This window comes from Fulvivirga ulvae (assembly GCF_021389975.1).
GTDB lineage: Bacteria > Bacteroidota > Bacteroidia > Cytophagales > Cyclobacteriaceae > Fulvivirga > Fulvivirga ulvae.
In genome coordinates, this window is record NZ_CP089981.1 from 404532 (window position 1) to 421345 (window position 16814).

A 16814-nucleotide genomic window follows, 5' to 3' on the forward strand; every position below is an offset into this window, starting at 1 on the left:
TCCTTGTGCCCGTTATTCGCTTCCGATATGGAGCAAAGCATCACCCATGTTTACTACAGGGTAATTATTGATACCTATTACATAGCCGTTGACCGGCGATTTTATAATTTTTTCAAATTGTCCGTATGGATCTGTTATTAGCCCCAGGTTCTGGTTTCTTTCAATTTTATTGCCATTACGCACATGGGCGTGGTGTAGCCCTGCATGTTTGGCGCGCACCCAAACCGATGATTTTATAAATATGGGATCATGAACAGGTTCAGGTGCATCATCGCGCATGCCTAAGTGCTTCATTACCCTCAGCATACCTGATACTCCCACGTCCAGTACCTGCTTCCTGAGTCTCAGTGTTTCCCCTCCCTCATAAACCAATATTGGTTTTCCTGCACGTGCCGCAGTTTTCCTTAGTGATTTATCTCTGAACGGAGACTCAATAATAAAAGGAGCGCCAAAGGCCTTGGCCATTTCAAACTCTACTTCTGACTGAAAATGTGCCCTGATCTGAGGGTAGTTATTGTGACTGGCACCTCCGGTATGGAAGTCTATTCCAAAATCTACCTGGGGCAGTATTTCATTCGTCATAAAATAGGCCACTCTGCTTGCCAGTGAGCCGTTTTTAGATCCGGGAAATGAGCGGTTAAGATCCTTACCATCGGGTAATCCCCGGGAATGGTTAATAAACCCGTAAACGTTAAAAACCGGTATGGCTATCACCGTACCACATGTGGGTTTATAATATTTATTGCGGATGATCCTCCGCATGATCTCTATACCGTTGGTTTCGTCTCCATGAACGCCAGCCATAACGAGCAGTGTAGGCCCCGCCTTTTTGGCTCTGCTTACAAACACTGGTATGTTTATGGGCGTTCTTGTAGGTAAACGAGCAATCAGAGCGTTGATCTGCAGTTCTTCGCCCCTGGCAACTTTATGTCCATCTATGACAATTTCAGGCATTCACTTTATCCTTTTGTATTTTACCTTTTTTCTTTCCTGCATTGCGTTCCAGGTATTCTACTATCTTTCCGGCAATATCTACCCCCGTCGCATTCTCAATACCCTCAAGGCCCGGAGATGAATTTACCTCAAGAATAAGTGGTCCACGTGATGATTGCAGCATATCCACACCTGCTACACCCAGCCCCATTTTTTTTGCAGCTTCGATAGCTGTGCTTTTTTCTTTCCTGGAGAGTTTAATTATACTTGAGGTACCTCCACGATGCAGATTAGACCTGAACTCGCCTTCCTTAGCCTGTCTTTTCATAGCTCCAACAACCTGCCCGTCTACTATAAAGGCCCGAATATCGGCCCCTCCTGCTTCTTTTACAAATTCCTGTACGATCACCCGCGCTTTCAGTCCATGAAATGCTTCTATTACAGATGCAGCAGATTTTCTGTTATCTGCTAATACCACGCCTAAACCTTGAGTGCCTTCCAGAAGTTTAATAATTACCGGCGCTCCACCTACAGCATTCAGGATATCGTCAGTATCACGAGAATAGTTGGTAAACACGGTTTTGGGCAACCCCAGCCCTGCCCTGGAAAGGATCTGCAAACTCCTAAGCTTATCTCTCGAACGGATGAGTGCCTGCGATTCCACAGCAGTAAAAACCTTCATCATTTCAAACTGCCGGACTACCGCCGAGCCATAAAACGTCACCGAAGCACCTATTCTCGGAACAATAGCATCAATATAATCCAATGAACGCCCGTGATAAAGAATGGAGGGCTTATTTTGCTCCATTACAATGGTGCATTTTAAATGATCTATTACTTCAACTTGATGCCCCCTTTGCTCAGATGCCTCCACAAGCCTTTTGGTAGAGTACAGGTCAGAGTTTCTAGATAGTATGCCAATTTGCATTATTTCTTGTTTTTTAATTTGTATGATAGGTTAGACTTGGCTACATCAACAACAAACCCCTTCTGCAATAGTTTTCTCCCCAGCAAAATAGGAAATTTAAGACTGCCTCTGTCACTCAGTGAAAAATCTGTTTCATAATTCTTGCCGAAAATTGTAATGGTCGCTTTGATCACAAACCTCCTCTCCGAATCACCAAACGAGTTTTTAATATTTCTTTCCTCAAATTTATCAAAATAGAAGCTCTTATCATTGTAGTCCGGATGGGTAGGGTCCAGAAGTGTAAAGTGCAATACTTTTTTCCCGTCTTTCTCGATAACCTCCGCATGATGATAATGAATGGCCGATGAATATGCTCCTGTATCTATTTTCGCATCCAGTTCAAAAAGATGCAGATCTGGCAGGTCAATTTTATCATAGCGGCCGATAATTTGTTTTTCCCTCATTTTAAAACAATATGAATAAACAGGTAATATAGTGCTAAAAAAATATAATAAAAAAAGCCGGAACAAAGGTTGATCCGGCTGCGAATATCGGTGAAAGAATTTAATCTGCTACTTTAAACTTCACTTTGGTGTTTTCCCATGACAAGACTACTCCATCCTGTTCGGGATTGATCGTGAATGTTTCTACAAACTTGCTGGTTTTTGTTGGTTTCACGTTAACTCTCAGTGCATCTTCTGCTTCGTCATAGTTGGAAGAACCCCACTGGTTATGGTTTTTATTGAAGATGATCGTCCACTCATCCTTTCCCGGTATAGTAAACAATGCATATTTACCTTTTGGCAATGTCTGCCCTTCTATTTTCACATCTTTGTCTACTTCGAATGTAGTGGCATTGTTGGCTCCCGTTCTCCATACCTCATCATATGGCACCAAATCCCCCAATATTGTCCTGCCATTGGCTGATGGCTGATGGTAATCAATAACTACATTAGCCCCACTGATCTGGCCTTTTGCCTGGGCCGGAGGACTTTTCATCTTTTTTTGTGCAAATAGCTGCGGTGAAGCTATTAAGGCTATAACAGCCAATAAGAAAGTTAGGTTGTATTTTTTCATGATGTGTTATTTAGTTAAAATATGTACCTGATTAACGTTGTCCGGTTGAAAAATGTTGGGAAGAGACCGGGCCAGGTCGAACTAATGATGATATACGACATTTTGAAGCTGTTTAATAGCAGTTAGCGACCTACTAAACCGGCAATAGGAACGAAATTGGGTTCAAACGGAATTTCCGGGAAGACCTTAAAATTTTCGCATCTTTGCTAACAGGCAATTTTTAATAGCAGTAGGCAAAGGGAAATAATATAACAATAAGCGCGGTTTACTGATTTTCAGCAGCAAGTTTCACATTACTTGTTTTACTTTCCAATCCATTTACTCCACAGGCTTTAGGTTTGATCCCGAAATTACTGATTTCAATGGCGAGGTTCATGTTGCAAGCCTGAGTTTGAAATGAGCATAAGAGGCTAAAAAGAAAATGCCGGGAACTTGTCCGGCATTTTCAATAATCAGCATTTAATTTCAACCTGTAAACCATTAGTAATAAACGACATACAAATGTAAAGGTTACGTTATATTCACTATTTGTATATTAAAAAGCCTCGGCTATAGCAAAATAAAACCCACTGGTGTCATCCCCAAGACCATAATCTATCCTGATATTGAGTCTGTCGGCTTTATTGACCATAATGCGCAGTCCGGCTCCAACAGCATACTTAAAGTCGCCAATTTCGAAATTTCCTATATCGTCTGATACGTCTCCATAAGCACCAAAAGCCGTAAAACCAAGCCAGGGGATGACCTGTTTTCTATATTCAACCTGCACGGCCATTTGCTCGTCATCGCGAAAACGACCATTATAGTAACCCCTCATAATATTCTCTCCGCCCAATTGCGCCATTTCACGGAAAGGAATTTTCCCGGTATTAAATTCACCAAAGTACTGGGCCGCAATGACATCTCCGTTTTTAAGCATCCAGTATCTTCGCAGGTCTACCGTATATCTGTTGAAATTAAAATCACCTCCTAAAGCTTCTCCATGAAAGAAGGTTGAAAACTGGAGGAAAACTCCTTTGGAAGCATTAAGTACATTATTACGAGTATCATATATTGTGGAAAACCCTAAACCTGAATTGGTGCCGGCTCCGCTGTAGATGAAAGGTGAATCATCAACAAGGTTTTCTGGCTCATACTCGATGTCATACAGATAATTGTAACGGTACTGGGGACCGATAAATAAAGATTTCCTGACTTGCCGAAGTACACGCTCCTGAAATATGAAGACTTTATAGCCCAACTCTTCTTCAAGGTCTTTGTCAGTATCGTTACCCACGCCGTAGTAAAGTATCGGGAAGTCGTAAAAGCTCAGCTCTCCGGAAAGGGCATACTTTTCATCTTTCGTAAAGAGATTGTTTCTGGTACGCAGAATAATCTGATTATTCAATGTATAAGCCGCCAGTACTTCCGCATTGGAGTTGCGGGTTGTCTTACGGTCTCCCAGGTTAAACACACCCGACACCAGTCCTCCAAAACCTAACCGGGTTTCTGGAGTATAAAATAAGGCCGGAAGAGGTGTTATCTTCAGTTTTTTCTGGCGCCGCACAGTATCGGACTGCTGCCCCATTGAGGGCAGTGAAGTGGTTAACACCACAATAACAAAAAGAACTGAGACAAGATATGGGTTGTGTAGTTTCAACAATATTATTTTTAGCTTATAACCGCTAAAAGTAGGTATTTTCGGGAAGAGCGCAAATTGTGGTAATGTGGCAATTGGTTACTATTTGCTGGTAACTCTGCCTGATGAGGTGAAAGTATGGGTAATTTGAACCTCTCAAGGTCTCTTAACGTAAAAATGAAAAGCCCGGTGCTAAAGTTTTCGGCACCAAAGCCCAATTGCTATTTATGCTTGTACACCAACGTATTCCTGAATTTCCATTATCAAATTTCATCCAACATATCGTTTATGTAAGCGGATCAATACCCGTACCTTATATCAAAGAACTTCCGGAAGGTGGTATTAACCTGGTTATAGAGCTTAATGACAAAACTTTAAATACGGTATTTCCAGACAAGAAAGGGAGCAAAATTGAAATGAAACACGCTTGGATCTCAGGGGTACAAAAGCAGGCAATAGTGTACAAAAACAATTTGAACTCAACAATTATCAGCATCCGCTTTACTACAGGAGGTTTCTTTTCCCTCACCAAAATACCCGTTACCGCCATAGGTCATGCGGGCATTGAAGCAGAAGCTATCTTGGGCAACTCCTTCCGCGATTTTTATCAGCAACTTCTGAGTGTGCCAGACATCGCATCAAAATTTGACCTGATAGAGCAGTACTTTTTGCAGTATTCGGTAGACGAGAGTATGGAACATGACATTGTCAGGTTTATAGGCCAGAACATCGATAAGCCGATTGATTGGCTGATGCATAAGTCAGGCTTCTCTCAAAAGCATGTAATCCACCTACTGAAAAAACATACTGGCTTCTCTCCGAAATACCTGCAAAGGATCTATCGGTTCCACCAGGTGGTAAATGAGATCCAGAAACACAAAGACAGCATTGACTGGTTTACCATAGTACATAGGCATGGTTATTATGACCAGGCTCACCTGATTAAAGATTTCTCGCATTTTACAGGTTTAAAGCCGATGGAGTACCTTAAATCACAGCAAATGCTGGAAGAAAACAATTTAGTATCTGATATGATCCTGAACCCGCCGGAAGATAAACCGGGCAGTGGCGAGAGGTAAATTTTTTACAATGACCGCTGCCATGGCGTCACTAGCTTTGTATCAAACAAATAATCAAAACAGATATGAAAGCTTTTAAAATTAACGTACCCCAGGAAGTATTAAATGATCTATCAGTTAGATTAAAGCAAACCCGATGGACTGACGAGCCTGATAATGCAGGCTGGAATTTCGGTACCAACCCACAATACCTCCGAAGCCTGGTAACATATTGGCAAAATGAGTATGACTGGAGAAAGCATGAAGCTGAGATCAACCAATTCCCTCAATACAAAACCGATATTGAAGGTGTAACCATTCACTTCATTCACATAAAAGGGAAAGGTGAGAAAAACACGCCACTGATACTGAGCCATGGGTGGCCTGATTCATTTTATCGTTTTTTGAAAATTATACCGCTACTAACTAATCCCACAGCCGGAGGACAGGCTTTTGACCTTGTAATCCCTTCAATACCAGGATTTGGGTTTTCGCAACAAACTGCTTTAAACAGCGATAAAACGGCAGAACTTTTCAATAAGCTGATGACTGACGTACTGGGGTACAACAACTATTTTGCAGCCGGTGGTGATATGGGAACCTTGATCACTAAATCCCTGGCAGTACAATTCCCGGAAAGGGTTAAGGCTATACATTTAACCGATGTAGGTTATCCGAATGGCAGCGAAGACTGGAGCACAATGACTGCTGCCGAGCAACAATTCGGGCAACAGATCCAACAGTGGTTCTTTACTGAGGGGGCGTTTAACATGATCCAGTCCACAAAACCTCAAACCTTAGGTTACGGGCTCAACGATAGCCCGGTGGGTCTGGCTTCATGGATCATCGAAAAATTCTACGCATGGAGCGACAATGACGGTGACCTTGAAAACTGCTTTACCAAAGATGAGTTAATCACAAATATTATGATCTATTGGGTAAGTCAGTCTGTCAACTCATCGATAAGAACTTACGCAGAAAATGCCCGTGCCGGATACATGGGCGGTCTACAGTCATCTCAGCATGTTGAAGTACCTACAGGTGTATCTCTTTTTCCTAAGGAAGCTCAGTTCCCTAAAGCATGGGCGGAGCGTATGGCTAATGTTCAAAATTTCAAAATAATGAACAAAGGTGGCCACTTTGCAGCCATGGAGCAACCAGAAGCATTTGCCGCAGAGCTTCGTGATTATTTTTCTGAAATTGCAAAAACGGTACCGGCGGATATAGTATAAGTTCTGAATAAGTCGTCCGGTGAGCGTGCAAACAGAGTGTGCCAGTGCTATATCACCCACTACCAGGTAAACTCATCGGATGACCTTCATTTCTAACAGTAACTCAGTCTCTCCTAATTCTACGGTACCAGGATTGACGCGAAGTCTTTGCCAAGCGACTCCGCTGGGAAGTAAAATTTGACACGAAGGCGTTTGCAATAGGTCCGTCGGAAAGTGAAGCAATATGATCCTCCGTAAAAGCCAAGGAGTTCACTCCTTTCTAAAATCTTTGGCTATTTTTGCTTTCCCCATAATTTCATAGTTTACATTCAACCTTTCTTAATAATTTTAAAATATGCACCAGACGACACTCCGACTTGAGCAACTGCTAACCGAAGCCTCCAATTACATCACAAGTAATTCGCTTTCACAATTTGATATCAAACCCTCTCCTGTTAAGTGGTCAAAAAAAGAAATACTGGGGCACCTCATAGATTCCGCTATTAATAATTTACAGCGCTTTACTGAAATCCAGTTCTCAAAACAGCCTTATCAGGTAAGGCCTTACGAGCAAGACCTGCTAGTCAAAGCCAATGCATACCAAAGTGCTGATATTAGTGAGTTGCTTAATGTTTGGCTAGCCTTAAATACAAGGATAAAAGAAATAATAAAACAGCAAACAGAAGTATCATTAAATTATTCGCTCTTATTGCCCAATGGAGAAGAGAATGATTTGAGATTTCTGATCGATGATTATATTGATCACCTGGAGTATCATCTTAAGCAGATCATGGTTTAAAAGATGACTTTTATAGCAGATTCACCACGACAAAAATATCTGTTTCCTACTTTTAGCGTGTCCGTATTGACCCGGAGTCCTTTGCCAAGAGACTCCACCCGGAAATGGTGGTTGAAAAAGAATTGTATTGCAGTTGACTCTCCTTGATAAGCATTCACTACTGATACGTAAAAAATAAAATAAGAAGGTTGTTCATCATAGCTCTACAAAAGCAACATTTTTATCACAAAAAAGTATTAAATTGATTTTTTAATCCGCTCCCGAATGGAATCAGTTATTTACCTTTTGATTGCTATCATATTTCTGGTTACTTATCAGGGCTTTAGAGATACGACTTTTCGGGAAAAGTACATTTTTGATGTTGATCACATCCTCATACACAAGGAGTACTACAGGGTTTTTACTTCTGCCTTTTTGCATGGCGACTGGTATCATTTGATATTTAACATGCTGGCTCTGTCATCTTTTGGTGGGTTTATATTGGTAGTCTATGGTATCAAAAACTTCATTTCAATATACCTTATCAGCTTAATTGGAGGTGGATTACTCAGTTTGTATTTTCATCGAAACCACAGCGATTACCGCGCCCTGGGTGCTTCCGGAGCTATTTCCGGAATTGTTTTCTCCACCATATTGATCTCTCCCACTTCTGAAGTATCCCTTCTATTTATCCCTTACGGCTTCCCCGCATGGGCATTTGGCATTGCCTTCGTTGCATATACTGTCTGGGGCATTAAAAAGGGTAGCGATAACATTGGCCATGATGCACATCTGGGAGGTGCCATTTCAGGCATGGTCACCACCATAGTCATTGACCCTGAGCTATTGTCTATCAACTACTGGATATTTATTCTATTGATGGCTCCCTGTCTCATTTTTCTCATATTTGTTTACAGGAACCCTGAATATTTGCTGGTTGAAAGTGCATCTTTAAAGCCATTTATAAAAACGAAAAAAAAGGCTTTTGAACCTCATAAGAGCCCGGAGGAAGAGCTTAATGATTTGCTGGATAAAATAAGCAGTCAGGGAATAGACTCATTAACTGCCCGGGAAAGGAAGAAGCTTGAAGAGTTATCAGGAAAAGAATTAAAATGATCCAGGTTTGAACAGACTGCTCACTGATCTCAAAAACAAGGTTTATGACCAATGCTCACTACAGGTGACCGGTTATCGTGACGAACCGGAAAGCAAAGAGTACGATGCCTGCCGGTTTAAACTTAATGGGCTAAGCATCATTTGCAGAAGTGCGAAGGTAGCACCAAAAAAAACCGGGCAATTCGTTACCTTTTGGAAAAGAAAGGACAATGGACCTATCGAACCTTTCCATGAAACCGATGCCTTCGATTTTTATATGGTGAATGTTGAATACGAAGGTAAGTTGGGGCAATTTGTGTTCCCAAAATCGGTGCTGATCAAAAAAGGAATGGTTTCAACAGACGCGAAAGAAGGTAAAAGGGCTATCAGGGTTTATCCACCCTGGGACGAAGTGAAAAGCGAACAAGCAAAGCAGACCCAAAAATGGCAGTTGGAGTATTTTTTGAATATAAACCGTTTACCTGATTTAGAAAGAGTAATGGAATTCTATAGCAACAAGACCATAATCAACAGATTATCAGTAGTTTTGTTATTATCCCTTCTGATCAATGTATAAAAAACAACTATCCTCTAATCTGACATTCATTGCCAAAGTAATATTACCCGGACTCTTCGTTACAGGTATTACAGGTGCTATTATCGGGCTGACATCAAGCGGACAATATGATGGAGTACTTGGCGCTTTTCTGGCATTATTAGTTTTCAGTCCGCTTATCTATATGGGATTAGTGCGATTAAAAAGAGTATCCATTGACAATCAATACATTTACATATCGAATTATATTAAAACCATTCAGGTACCAATTACAGATTTGCAAGAGGTAGATGATACCTGGTTATTAAACTATCATCCTATTTGGATAACCTTCAGAACGGAAACCCCGTTTGGCAAAGTAGTTATGTTTATGCCTTCAACCGACCCAACTTCTATATTTTCGACTCACCCAATTACACGAGAATTGAGAGAGTTAATCAAGAATACATGTCTAAATGCTAAAAAGATACCACATACTCAACGGTGACTCTCTAAAAGAGCAATTTCCTGCCGACTTACCGGGAGATATCATTGTACTAAGGGAATGTCTTATGGATGGTCCTGTTCATGGCAAGACTCCTGATGAATTTTACACTGTCAGAGCAAAATTTATATCCAAGCTCGATTCCGACATCTCAGAAAGTGCTTATTATGACAAAACAGTGCCTGAGCTGGAAAAAATACCGGCAATACCCGATAATAGTGACGTAACCTTGTGGTTTGAAGATGACCTGTTTTGTCAGGTAAATTTTTGGTTTGCTACCAGCCTGTTGTTTCAGAAGAACATTCAGCTTTTCTTGGTCAGGCCTCCACACCACAACCGGTATGGCTTTGGAGGGCTGGACACCGCTGCCCTAAAGGTGGCTTTTAAAGAAAGGTTCACTATTACGGAGACCGGTAAAATAGCACAGCTTTGGGAGGCTTATAAAGCTAATGACTCCACGAACCTGTTACAATTAGCCGGGGAGCTGGAATCAAAATATCCTTTTATTAAAAATGCCGTACAAGCCCACATCGACCGGCAACCTCAGGGTGATTTTCCCGGAAGGCCAAAAGCTTCATTAAAAACAATAATGACTGAGCTGCAAACAAATAATTTTGGAACCATTTTCCAGGAGTTTTGCAAACGAGAAAGCATTTATGGCTATGGAGACCTGCAGGTGAAGAGGCTATTTGATGAGGTTGTCGCTGAGGGTGACAGCGGTTAGCATGCCTTACGGGTCACCGCAGAAGTTATCGGTGGTCGGTGTTTTGGTAATCGGTGAATTGTGACTAAAGTCATCTGTTGAATTTCGAGGTTAGTATGTAATAACCGTTCAGATAGCATTTCATATTTAGGTAAATTCATCGGATGACTAATGTAGTGATTGCAGTTGCTGGTGTTGTGATCTGAGCAAACCGTTCAAATTGACCGTCATTGCGATAAGCGAGGTACAGCTTGTCCCGAAAGCTATCGGGAAGCGAAGAAGCAATACCCTTATTATGAATGACAAACTCAATCCGAATTATCGATCAGTTCACCCTTCGGAACAGGGGATTGCTTCCTCCTACCGTCGTCGCAATGACGATTAAAACGGCCTGATACTTACTCTGAAATAAAAACCGTATCTTGTAATGTGCCCTTATTTAATGACCTGATATGAAACCATGTCTTTTTCTATTCGCAATTATACTCACCTGTAGTTGCACCAGAATATATTTTGAGCAACCTCAGCCTCTGGGGGCTAAAGCGTTAACAGCTTTCCCGAAAGATATCAGGGGTGCTTATCTGGCTGACAATGACACCTTCTATATTAAGGAGCTTGAATTTACTTATACTGATCTCTTTGATAGATCTATTACTCAGGCCGAAATCAACTCTTCCTCTTCCGTTACAGTAAAGGACAGCCTTATTTACGATAAGTCTTCACTATATAAAACGGGATTTAAGTATCACATAACCAAGGATACGCTCCATTACAAGGTTATGCTCCGTGTATCGCAGGTGCTCTCAGATTCGCTGGTGCTCAAAGCCTACGATCGCTTTTGGGTACTCAATGAAAGGGAGGACAACAAAGAAGTTTGGAACACCTATCTCATAGAGAAGTTTGAAAACGGGGATATCTGTATTTGGTCTGTGGGAAACTTTAAAACTGAAACTAACCGTGACGGGAAGATCAAATATCAAGCTGAACTAAAAGATTTTTACAAAATCACTGAATTTATTAAAATTGGTGAGGACGAGTACCTGATCAACCCAACCCTGAAAGAATTTAAAATGCTCATTAAAAATGGTTTTTTCATCAAAGCGGATACCTTTGGGAGAATTAGCTATTAACTTTCCATAAAATGAATCAAAGACTTGTTCAAATTGCTCTGGTCGTAGAAGATTATGATGCCGCCATTGAGTTCTATACCAGGAAGCTTCATTTCGACCTGATCGAAGACACAAAAATGAGTGAAACCAAGAGATGGGTAGTTGTAAAACCAAAAGGCTCCGGCAATTGCAGCTTATTGCTGGCGAAGGGCGCTGATGACGAACAAAGATCAAGAATCGGTAACCAAACCGGTGGACGGGTTTTCCTTTTCCTGCATACCGATGATTTTGAAAGGGACTATCAGAACCTTTTAACAAATGATATTAAAATCGTGAGAGGGCCTTCAAAAGAACTCTATGGTACGGTGGCTGTATTTGAGGACCTGTATGGAAACTTATGGGACCTGATAGAGCCCGCAAATGTATGAGATGCTATAACTAAACCAGGCAAACACCGTTAATTTTGTGCCTCTTCATCAAAAAGGGACAGAACATTAAAAACTATGAACCTAAACCTTGCAGTACTTATTGATGGCGATAACATACCCTCTGCCTACCTGAAAGAAATGATGGAGGAGATAGCCAAATATGGTAACCCAACCATCAAAAGGATCTATGGGGACTGGACAAAACCCAACCTTTCCAGATGGAAAAATCTGCTTCTGGAGAATGCCATTACTCCTATTCAACAATATGGTTATACAACGGGCAAAAATGCGACAGACTCTGCCATGATCATCGATGCCATGGATATCCTATACTCGGGCAAGGTCAATGGTTTTTGCCTGGTATCCAGCGACAGTGATTTCACACGGCTGGCTACAAGGTTACGCGAAGCAGGAATGCAAGTGTTCGGCATAGGAGAAAAAAAGACCCCGAATCCTTTCATTGTAGCTTGCGACAAATTTATATACATAGAAATACTTAAAAACCAACAGGAAGAAAGTTCATCGGATGTTTCTGAAACAACATCGCAGAAGAAAAGTAATGTAGATAAGATAACCCAAAAAGAGATCCGGCTTATATCTTCCACCATTTCTGATCTTGAAGACGAAGACGGATGGGCATTTTTAGGTGATGTTGGTGGACTTTTGCAAAAAAAGCAACCAAATTTTGATTCGAGGAATTACGGGTTCCAGAAATTAACACCGCTTATTAAGTCTATTAAAAACTTTGAGGTTGAGCAACGAGAGACAGCGGGTGGACGCACCAAACTGATCTATGTCCGGGTAAAGAAAAATATGAAGAGCAAGTCCAAATAACTGACCCGAAACCATATGTAGATCGCCGCTCCGGATGTAGAGACCGAGAGTGCAGTAAACCAGAAAAATAGAATTGCATAAAAAAAGACTTCCGAAGTCCAAAACCTCAGAAGTCTTGATTTAACAGACCTTAGGTCTAATAGTCCTGGAGTAAAATTTTCCAGGCAGTTTTGACATTTCCATTTTCCAGATGTTGTTGAGCCAACCTGTGTAAATCACCTTCAACATCTGATGAACCTGTCAATATCTTTCCTACTTCTTCATTAACCGCATAAGCCTTCACTTCATCGTCAGTAGGCAGCACTTCGGTATTGCCCAGGCGTCCCAGGTTGTTACCGGTAAGCACTTTGCTATACCTGATCCGCTCAGGGATCTGATCTACACCCATACCAAGAGTAGTCAATGGTTTTGGGATTTCAAAAATAGATTCGCCCTGTGCCCTGCAGTACCAGTTACCCCCCATTCGGGCCACTGCATCCAGCTTAAAGGGGTCTATTACCTGATTTTCGTCAAGTATTTCATCTTTAATATGGGCCAGCAGTACTTCACAGATTACTAGATTACCTGCGCCACCTTCGCTACCCAATGGCTTCACTTCTATTACTTTACACTCAAAAGCTGCAGGGGCTTCGCCCACTCTCGGAGGCCCTACGATCTCAGAAGCTACAGGAGTAAGGCCAGCTTTTTCAAACTCATTAACCCCTTTACCATACTCCGTACTGGCCAGGGACATCTGCTCCACCATGTCATAGTTAACAATGTTGATCACAACCTCTTTTACTTCAAGCACATTTTCATAGGTATGCTTGGTGGTATTGTCACGACCTCTTCTGGCCGGAGAAAATACCAATATGGGCGGGTTGGCACTAAAGCAATTGAAAAAGCTAAAGGGACTGAGGTTTACATTGCCTTCTTTATCTATGGTGCTGGCAAATGCAATCGGTCTGGGTGCCACGGCGCCTAGCAAATAGCCATGCATTTTTCCAACAGATACTTCTTTAGGATCTATTCTCAACATATTATTTTGCAGGTAAAACTTTTGATTTCACTTCTCCAAAACCTATTCTCAAGCCATCTTTTTCGGCATATCCTCTCATGATAATGGTATCACCATCTTCGAGAAACTTCCTCTCTGAGCCATCAGAAAGTTTAATAGGCTTTGTACCCTTCCAGGCCAGTTCAAGCATTGATCCGTATGAGTCCGGTGTAGGCCCGCTGATAGTACCTGAGGCATACATATCACCTACCTGGATGTTGCAACCATTTATGGTATGATGTGCCAGTTGTTGGTTCACATTCCAGTACATGTATTTGAAATTACTGTTACAGATCGCATTTTCTTCACCACCCTCCGGTTGTAACAACACCTGGAGGTTGATATCAAAGTTTTTAGCACCTTTTACTTCAAGGTATGGAAGTACTTCCGGCTTCTGCTCAGGGCCTTTGGTCCTGAAAGGTTCAAGGGCATCCATGGTAACAATCCATGGAGAAATAGATGAAGCAAAGTTTTTAGCTAGGAAGGGGCCTAATGGCACATATTCCCATACCTGGATGTCACGCGCTGACCAGTCGTTGAACAGCACAAAACCAAATATAAAATCTTCAGCTTTGCCTGTAGGTATACTGTTGCCGAGGCCATTTTCCTTGCAGGTAATGAAGGCCATTTCAAGTTCAAAATCAAGTCTTTTACACGGACCAAAAGACGGCTTATCTGCATCCGGGGCTTTGGTTTGCCCTTTCGGACGATGAATATCCACACCCGAAGCTACAATAGAAGAAGCCCGGCCATGATAGCCTACTGGGATGTGCTTCCAGTTTGGCAGCAAAGCATTGTCCGGATCACGGAACATGGTACCGACATTAGTCGCATGCTCTTCACTGCTATAAAAGTCAGTATAGTTGGGCACCTTCACCGGCATCAGCATTTCAGCCTCATCCATAGGCACAAGTGCTATTTCCCTGGCTGGCTTATTGTCACGCAATTCATCGTTACCAGCCTCAAGCAGTTCGGAGATCCTGTTGCGGACCTCGCGGGTCTTCTCCTTGCCCAGGCCAATAAAATGATTGAGATAATGGTGATTGAACACACCCGAAGGCAATCCAAGCCCATCTAAAAAGCCATTTTCATGCAAGTATGTAAGGTCGAGGATATAATCGCCAATGGCGACTCCTGCACCCGCCTCCATATAATCGGTTTTAAAAATACCAAAAGGTAGGTTTTGTATAGGAAAATCAGAATTTTCCGGTACTTCCACCCACGATTTCAGAGATGGGTCGTTCGCTTTTATCATATTTATTAAAACGGTTTTTTTGAATTCAACAAAACAACCAAAATCCCCTTCTTTGTTAAGGAAAGGGGATCGAGGGTGTTTATTACAGTTATAAATTACAGTGTACCTCTCAGCTCCTGCTCTCTTTCTATGGCTTCAAACAAGGCCTTAAAATTACCTTTTCCAAAAGACTTAGCACCCTTTCGCTGGATAATTTCAAAAAACAAAGTAGGCCTGTCACATACCGGCTTGGTAAAGATTTGCAGCAGATAACCTTCATCATCCCTGTCAATCAGTATTCCAAGCTCTTTTAGCGGATCCAGATCCTCATCGATCTCTCCTACCCTGTCCAGCACAGTATCGTAGTATGTAGTTGGCACTCTAAGAAACTCTACCCCTCTGTCTCTCAATGCTGTTACTGTTTCTATAATGTTGTTGGTGGCTACGGCAATGTGCTGCACACCGGAACCATTATAGAAGTCAAGGTATTCTTCAATCTGGGATTTTTTCTTGCCCTCAGCCGGCTCATTGATTGGGAATTTGATCCTACCGTTGCCGTTGGTCATTACCTTACTCATCAAGGCAGTGTAGTCAGTAGAAATATCTTTATCATCAAAAGATACCAACTGGGCAAACCCCATGACATCCTTATAAAAGTTTACCCATTTATTCATTTCATTCCAGCCTACATTACCTACCATATGGTCTATATAGCGAAGCCCTACAGGCTCAGGGTTGTAGACAGTTTCCCACTTCTTATAGCCGGGCAAAAACACGCCATTGTAGTTTTTGCGCTCAATGAAAATATGTATGGTGTCACCATAAGTATGAATACCGGATTTGATGATGTGCCCGTTTTCATCCTCCACTTTTGTAGGCTCCATATATGACTTAGCGCCTCTGGCAGTAGTCTCTTTCCATGATTTGGTAGCATCATCTACCCAAAGGGCGACAACCTTTACACCATCGCCATGCTGGTCCAGATGCTTGTTATACTCGCCCCCCTGTCCCAAAGGAGTGGTCAATACCAGACGGATCTTATCCTGCACCAGCACATATGAAGCTTTGTCCTTCACACCAGTCTCCAGCCCTGAATAAGCCAGCGACTGAAAGCCAAAAGCCGTCTTGTAAAAATGCGCTGCCTGTTTGGCATTGCCTACTATCAGTTCGACATAGTCTGTACCATTAAGTGGGAGGAAGTCTTCTGCGTCTTTGAAAATCTTCTTTATTTCAGTGTTTTCTACTTGTGACATTTTTTCGAGGTTTAATATTCCAACTTATTTTGTAGTTGAGTCCGAAGTCCGAAGACGGAAGCCCGAAGTGGGATACAGATCCAGAATAGACTCCGCTTTTCAATTCAGCTATCTCAACGTATTTTTTCTTTAAAAGCAACCATCATATTCATCAGGTTGTACGAATAGTCATAATGTATTTTAAACTCTTCTTTTGTTATATATTCCCGCCTTTCGGCTTTATGAAGACAGGTAACGACCTCAGCAAGTGAACGTATGGCATAGCCCATGAATTTCTTAAACTCTGCATTGGATTGACCGATTGCACCTTCAGAAATATTAAAAGCAACAGAGTCACCTGCTCTCCTCAATTGAGATGAAAGGTTATAAATTTCCTCTTTAGGGAACTTGCCACATAATCCATTTATATTTTCACCTAATTCCATTGCTCTCTGCCATATTATCAGGTTCTCAAACTTAAATCCCATTATTTTTTATATAATATCCATACCTTCCGACTT

19 protein-coding genes are annotated in these 16814 nt (G+C 41.7%); 10 read left to right on the forward strand and 9 right to left on the reverse strand.

What is annotated here, in order from left to right:
• Window positions 1-12: 12 nt before the first annotated feature.
• From LVD17_RS01745 to LVD17_RS01765, 5 genes are all read right to left on the reverse strand, one after another.
• Entirely contained in the window at window positions 13-954 is a 942-nt protein-coding gene (locus LVD17_RS01745) for a succinylglutamate desuccinylase/aspartoacylase family protein (protein ID WP_233764360.1), read from the reverse strand.
• Complete coding sequence (rimK, locus tag LVD17_RS01750) at window positions 947-1861, reverse strand: 30S ribosomal protein S6--L-glutamate ligase (RefSeq protein ID WP_233764361.1); 915 nt, start codon at window positions 1859-1861, stop codon at window positions 947-949. Before rimK ends, LVD17_RS01745 begins: the two co-directional genes overlap by 8 nt.
• Entirely contained in the window at window positions 1861-2304 is a 444-nt protein-coding gene (locus LVD17_RS01755; protein WP_233764365.1) for an ATP-dependent zinc protease family protein, read from the reverse strand. The genes rimK and LVD17_RS01755 overlap by 1 nt, the downstream gene beginning before the upstream one ends.
• 100 nt (window positions 2305-2404) lie before the next feature.
• The gene (locus tag LVD17_RS01760; protein ID WP_233764366.1) at window positions 2405-2917 is read right to left on the reverse strand and encodes a DUF2911 domain-containing protein; all 513 of its coding nucleotides are present in this window, start codon (window positions 2915-2917) and stop codon (window positions 2405-2407) included.
• 535 nt (window positions 2918-3452) lie between these two features.
• Window positions 3453-4556: a BamA/TamA family outer membrane protein gene (locus LVD17_RS01765; protein WP_233764372.1), complete on the reverse strand. Its 1104-nt coding sequence runs from the start codon at window positions 4554-4556 to the stop codon at window positions 3453-3455.
• Window positions 4557-4762: 206 nt separating this feature from the next.
• Here LVD17_RS01765 and LVD17_RS01770 point away from each other — a divergent pair, with 206 nt between their 5' ends.
• From LVD17_RS01770 to LVD17_RS01815, 10 genes are all read left to right on the forward strand, one after another.
• Window positions 4763-5614: a helix-turn-helix domain-containing protein gene (locus LVD17_RS01770; protein ID WP_233764373.1), complete on the forward strand. Its 852-nt coding sequence runs from the start codon at window positions 4763-4765 to the stop codon at window positions 5612-5614.
• Window positions 5615-5679: 65 nt separating this feature from the next.
• A complete protein-coding gene (locus tag LVD17_RS01775; protein WP_233764375.1) occupies window positions 5680-6825 on the forward strand; it encodes an epoxide hydrolase family protein in 1146 nt (381 codons plus the stop codon).
• Between the two features lie 334 nt (window positions 6826-7159).
• Window positions 7160-7603 carry a DinB family protein gene (locus tag LVD17_RS01780; protein ID WP_233764377.1) on the forward strand — a complete coding sequence of 148 codons (444 nt, stop codon included), beginning with the start codon at window positions 7160-7162 and terminating at the stop codon, window positions 7601-7603.
• Between the two features lie 264 nt (window positions 7604-7867).
• Window positions 7868-8698 carry a rhomboid family protein gene (locus LVD17_RS01785; RefSeq protein ID WP_233764378.1) on the forward strand — a complete coding sequence of 277 codons (831 nt, stop codon included), beginning with the start codon at window positions 7868-7870 and terminating at the stop codon, window positions 8696-8698.
• Window positions 8699-8705: 7 nt separating this feature from the next.
• Complete coding sequence (locus tag LVD17_RS01790) at window positions 8706-9254, forward strand: MepB family protein (protein ID WP_233764379.1); 549 nt, start codon at window positions 8706-8708, stop codon at window positions 9252-9254.
• Window positions 9247-9720, forward strand: coding sequence for a hypothetical protein (locus tag LVD17_RS01795; protein WP_233764380.1), 474 nt, complete (start codon window positions 9247-9249; stop codon window positions 9718-9720). The genes LVD17_RS01790 and LVD17_RS01795 overlap by 8 nt, the downstream gene beginning before the upstream one ends.
• The gene (locus LVD17_RS01800) at window positions 9689-10441 is read left to right on the forward strand and encodes a DUF1835 domain-containing protein (protein ID WP_233764381.1); all 753 of its coding nucleotides are present in this window, start codon (window positions 9689-9691) and stop codon (window positions 10439-10441) included. Before LVD17_RS01795 ends, LVD17_RS01800 begins: the two co-directional genes overlap by 32 nt.
• Before the next feature lie 431 nt (window positions 10442-10872).
• Window positions 10873-11550, forward strand: a complete 678-nt coding sequence (locus tag LVD17_RS01805) for a hypothetical protein (RefSeq protein WP_233764382.1) — start codon at window positions 10873-10875, stop codon at window positions 11548-11550.
• 11 nt (window positions 11551-11561) lie between these two features.
• On the forward strand, window positions 11562-11957 hold the full coding sequence (locus tag LVD17_RS01810) for a VOC family protein (RefSeq protein ID WP_233764383.1): 396 nt from the start codon (window positions 11562-11564) through the stop codon (window positions 11955-11957).
• A 75-nt stretch (window positions 11958-12032) separates the two neighbouring features.
• Window positions 12033-12791 carry an NYN domain-containing protein gene (locus tag LVD17_RS01815; protein ID WP_233764384.1) on the forward strand — a complete coding sequence of 253 codons (759 nt, stop codon included), beginning with the start codon at window positions 12033-12035 and terminating at the stop codon, window positions 12789-12791.
• Window positions 12792-12927: 136 nt separating this feature from the next.
• Here the strand turns inward: LVD17_RS01815 and LVD17_RS01820 are convergent, their stop codons facing one another.
• The 4 genes from LVD17_RS01820 to LVD17_RS01835 form a co-directional block, all read right to left on the reverse strand.
• Window positions 12928-13809 (reverse strand): flavin reductase family protein, encoded by an 882-nt coding sequence (locus LVD17_RS01820; RefSeq protein ID WP_233764385.1) that lies wholly within the window; start codon window positions 13807-13809, stop codon window positions 12928-12930.
• 1 nt (window position 13810) lies between these two features.
• Window positions 13811-15082 carry a fumarylacetoacetase gene (fahA, locus tag LVD17_RS01825; protein WP_233764387.1) on the reverse strand — a complete coding sequence of 424 codons (1272 nt, stop codon included), beginning with the start codon at window positions 15080-15082 and terminating at the stop codon, window positions 13811-13813.
• 95 nt (window positions 15083-15177) lie between these two features.
• Window positions 15178-16314, reverse strand: a complete 1137-nt coding sequence (gene hppD, locus LVD17_RS01830) for a 4-hydroxyphenylpyruvate dioxygenase (RefSeq protein WP_233764389.1) — start codon at window positions 16312-16314, stop codon at window positions 15178-15180.
• Between the two features lie 113 nt (window positions 16315-16427).
• Entirely contained in the window at window positions 16428-16781 is a 354-nt protein-coding gene (locus tag LVD17_RS01835) for a four helix bundle protein (RefSeq protein ID WP_233764390.1), read from the reverse strand.
• Window positions 16782-16814: the final 33 nt, after the last annotated feature.

Coding starts and splice junctions, on each gene's coding strand:
- fahA (WP_233764387.1), bottom strand. CDS start 15,082: ATGATAAAAGCGAACGACCCATCTCTGAAATCGTGGGTGGAAGTACCG.
- LVD17_RS01785 (WP_233764378.1), top strand. CDS start 7,868: ATGGAATCAGTTATTTACCTTTTGATTGCTATCATATTTCTGGTTACT.
- LVD17_RS01800 (WP_233764381.1), top strand. CDS start 9,689: ATGCTAAAAAGATACCACATACTCAACGGTGACTCTCTAAAAGAGCAA.
- hppD (WP_233764389.1), bottom strand. CDS start 16,314: ATGTCACAAGTAGAAAACACTGAAATAAAGAAGATTTTCAAAGACGCA.
- LVD17_RS01815 (WP_233764384.1), top strand. CDS start 12,033: ATGAACCTAAACCTTGCAGTACTTATTGATGGCGATAACATACCCTCT.
- LVD17_RS01795 (WP_233764380.1), top strand. CDS start 9,247: ATGTATAAAAAACAACTATCCTCTAATCTGACATTCATTGCCAAAGTA.
- LVD17_RS01775 (WP_233764375.1), top strand. CDS start 5,680: ATGAAAGCTTTTAAAATTAACGTACCCCAGGAAGTATTAAATGATCTA.
- LVD17_RS01805 (WP_233764382.1), top strand. CDS start 10,873: ATGAAACCATGTCTTTTTCTATTCGCAATTATACTCACCTGTAGTTGC.
- LVD17_RS01810 (WP_233764383.1), top strand. CDS start 11,562: ATGAATCAAAGACTTGTTCAAATTGCTCTGGTCGTAGAAGATTATGAT.
- LVD17_RS01745 (WP_233764360.1), bottom strand. CDS start 954: ATGCCTGAAATTGTCATAGATGGACATAAAGTTGCCAGGGGCGAAGAA.
- LVD17_RS01820 (WP_233764385.1), bottom strand. CDS start 13,809: ATGTTGAGAATAGATCCTAAAGAAGTATCTGTTGGAAAAATGCATGGC.
- rimK (WP_233764361.1), bottom strand. CDS start 1,861: ATGCAAATTGGCATACTATCTAGAAACTCTGACCTGTACTCTACCAAA.
- LVD17_RS01835 (WP_233764390.1), bottom strand. CDS start 16,781: ATGGGATTTAAGTTTGAGAACCTGATAATATGGCAGAGAGCAATGGAA.
- LVD17_RS01780 (WP_233764377.1), top strand. CDS start 7,160: ATGCACCAGACGACACTCCGACTTGAGCAACTGCTAACCGAAGCCTCC.
- LVD17_RS01770 (WP_233764373.1), top strand. CDS start 4,763: ATGCTTGTACACCAACGTATTCCTGAATTTCCATTATCAAATTTCATC.
- LVD17_RS01760 (WP_233764366.1), bottom strand. CDS start 2,917: ATGAAAAAATACAACCTAACTTTCTTATTGGCTGTTATAGCCTTAATA.
- LVD17_RS01755 (WP_233764365.1), bottom strand. CDS start 2,304: ATGAGGGAAAAACAAATTATCGGCCGCTATGATAAAATTGACCTGCCA.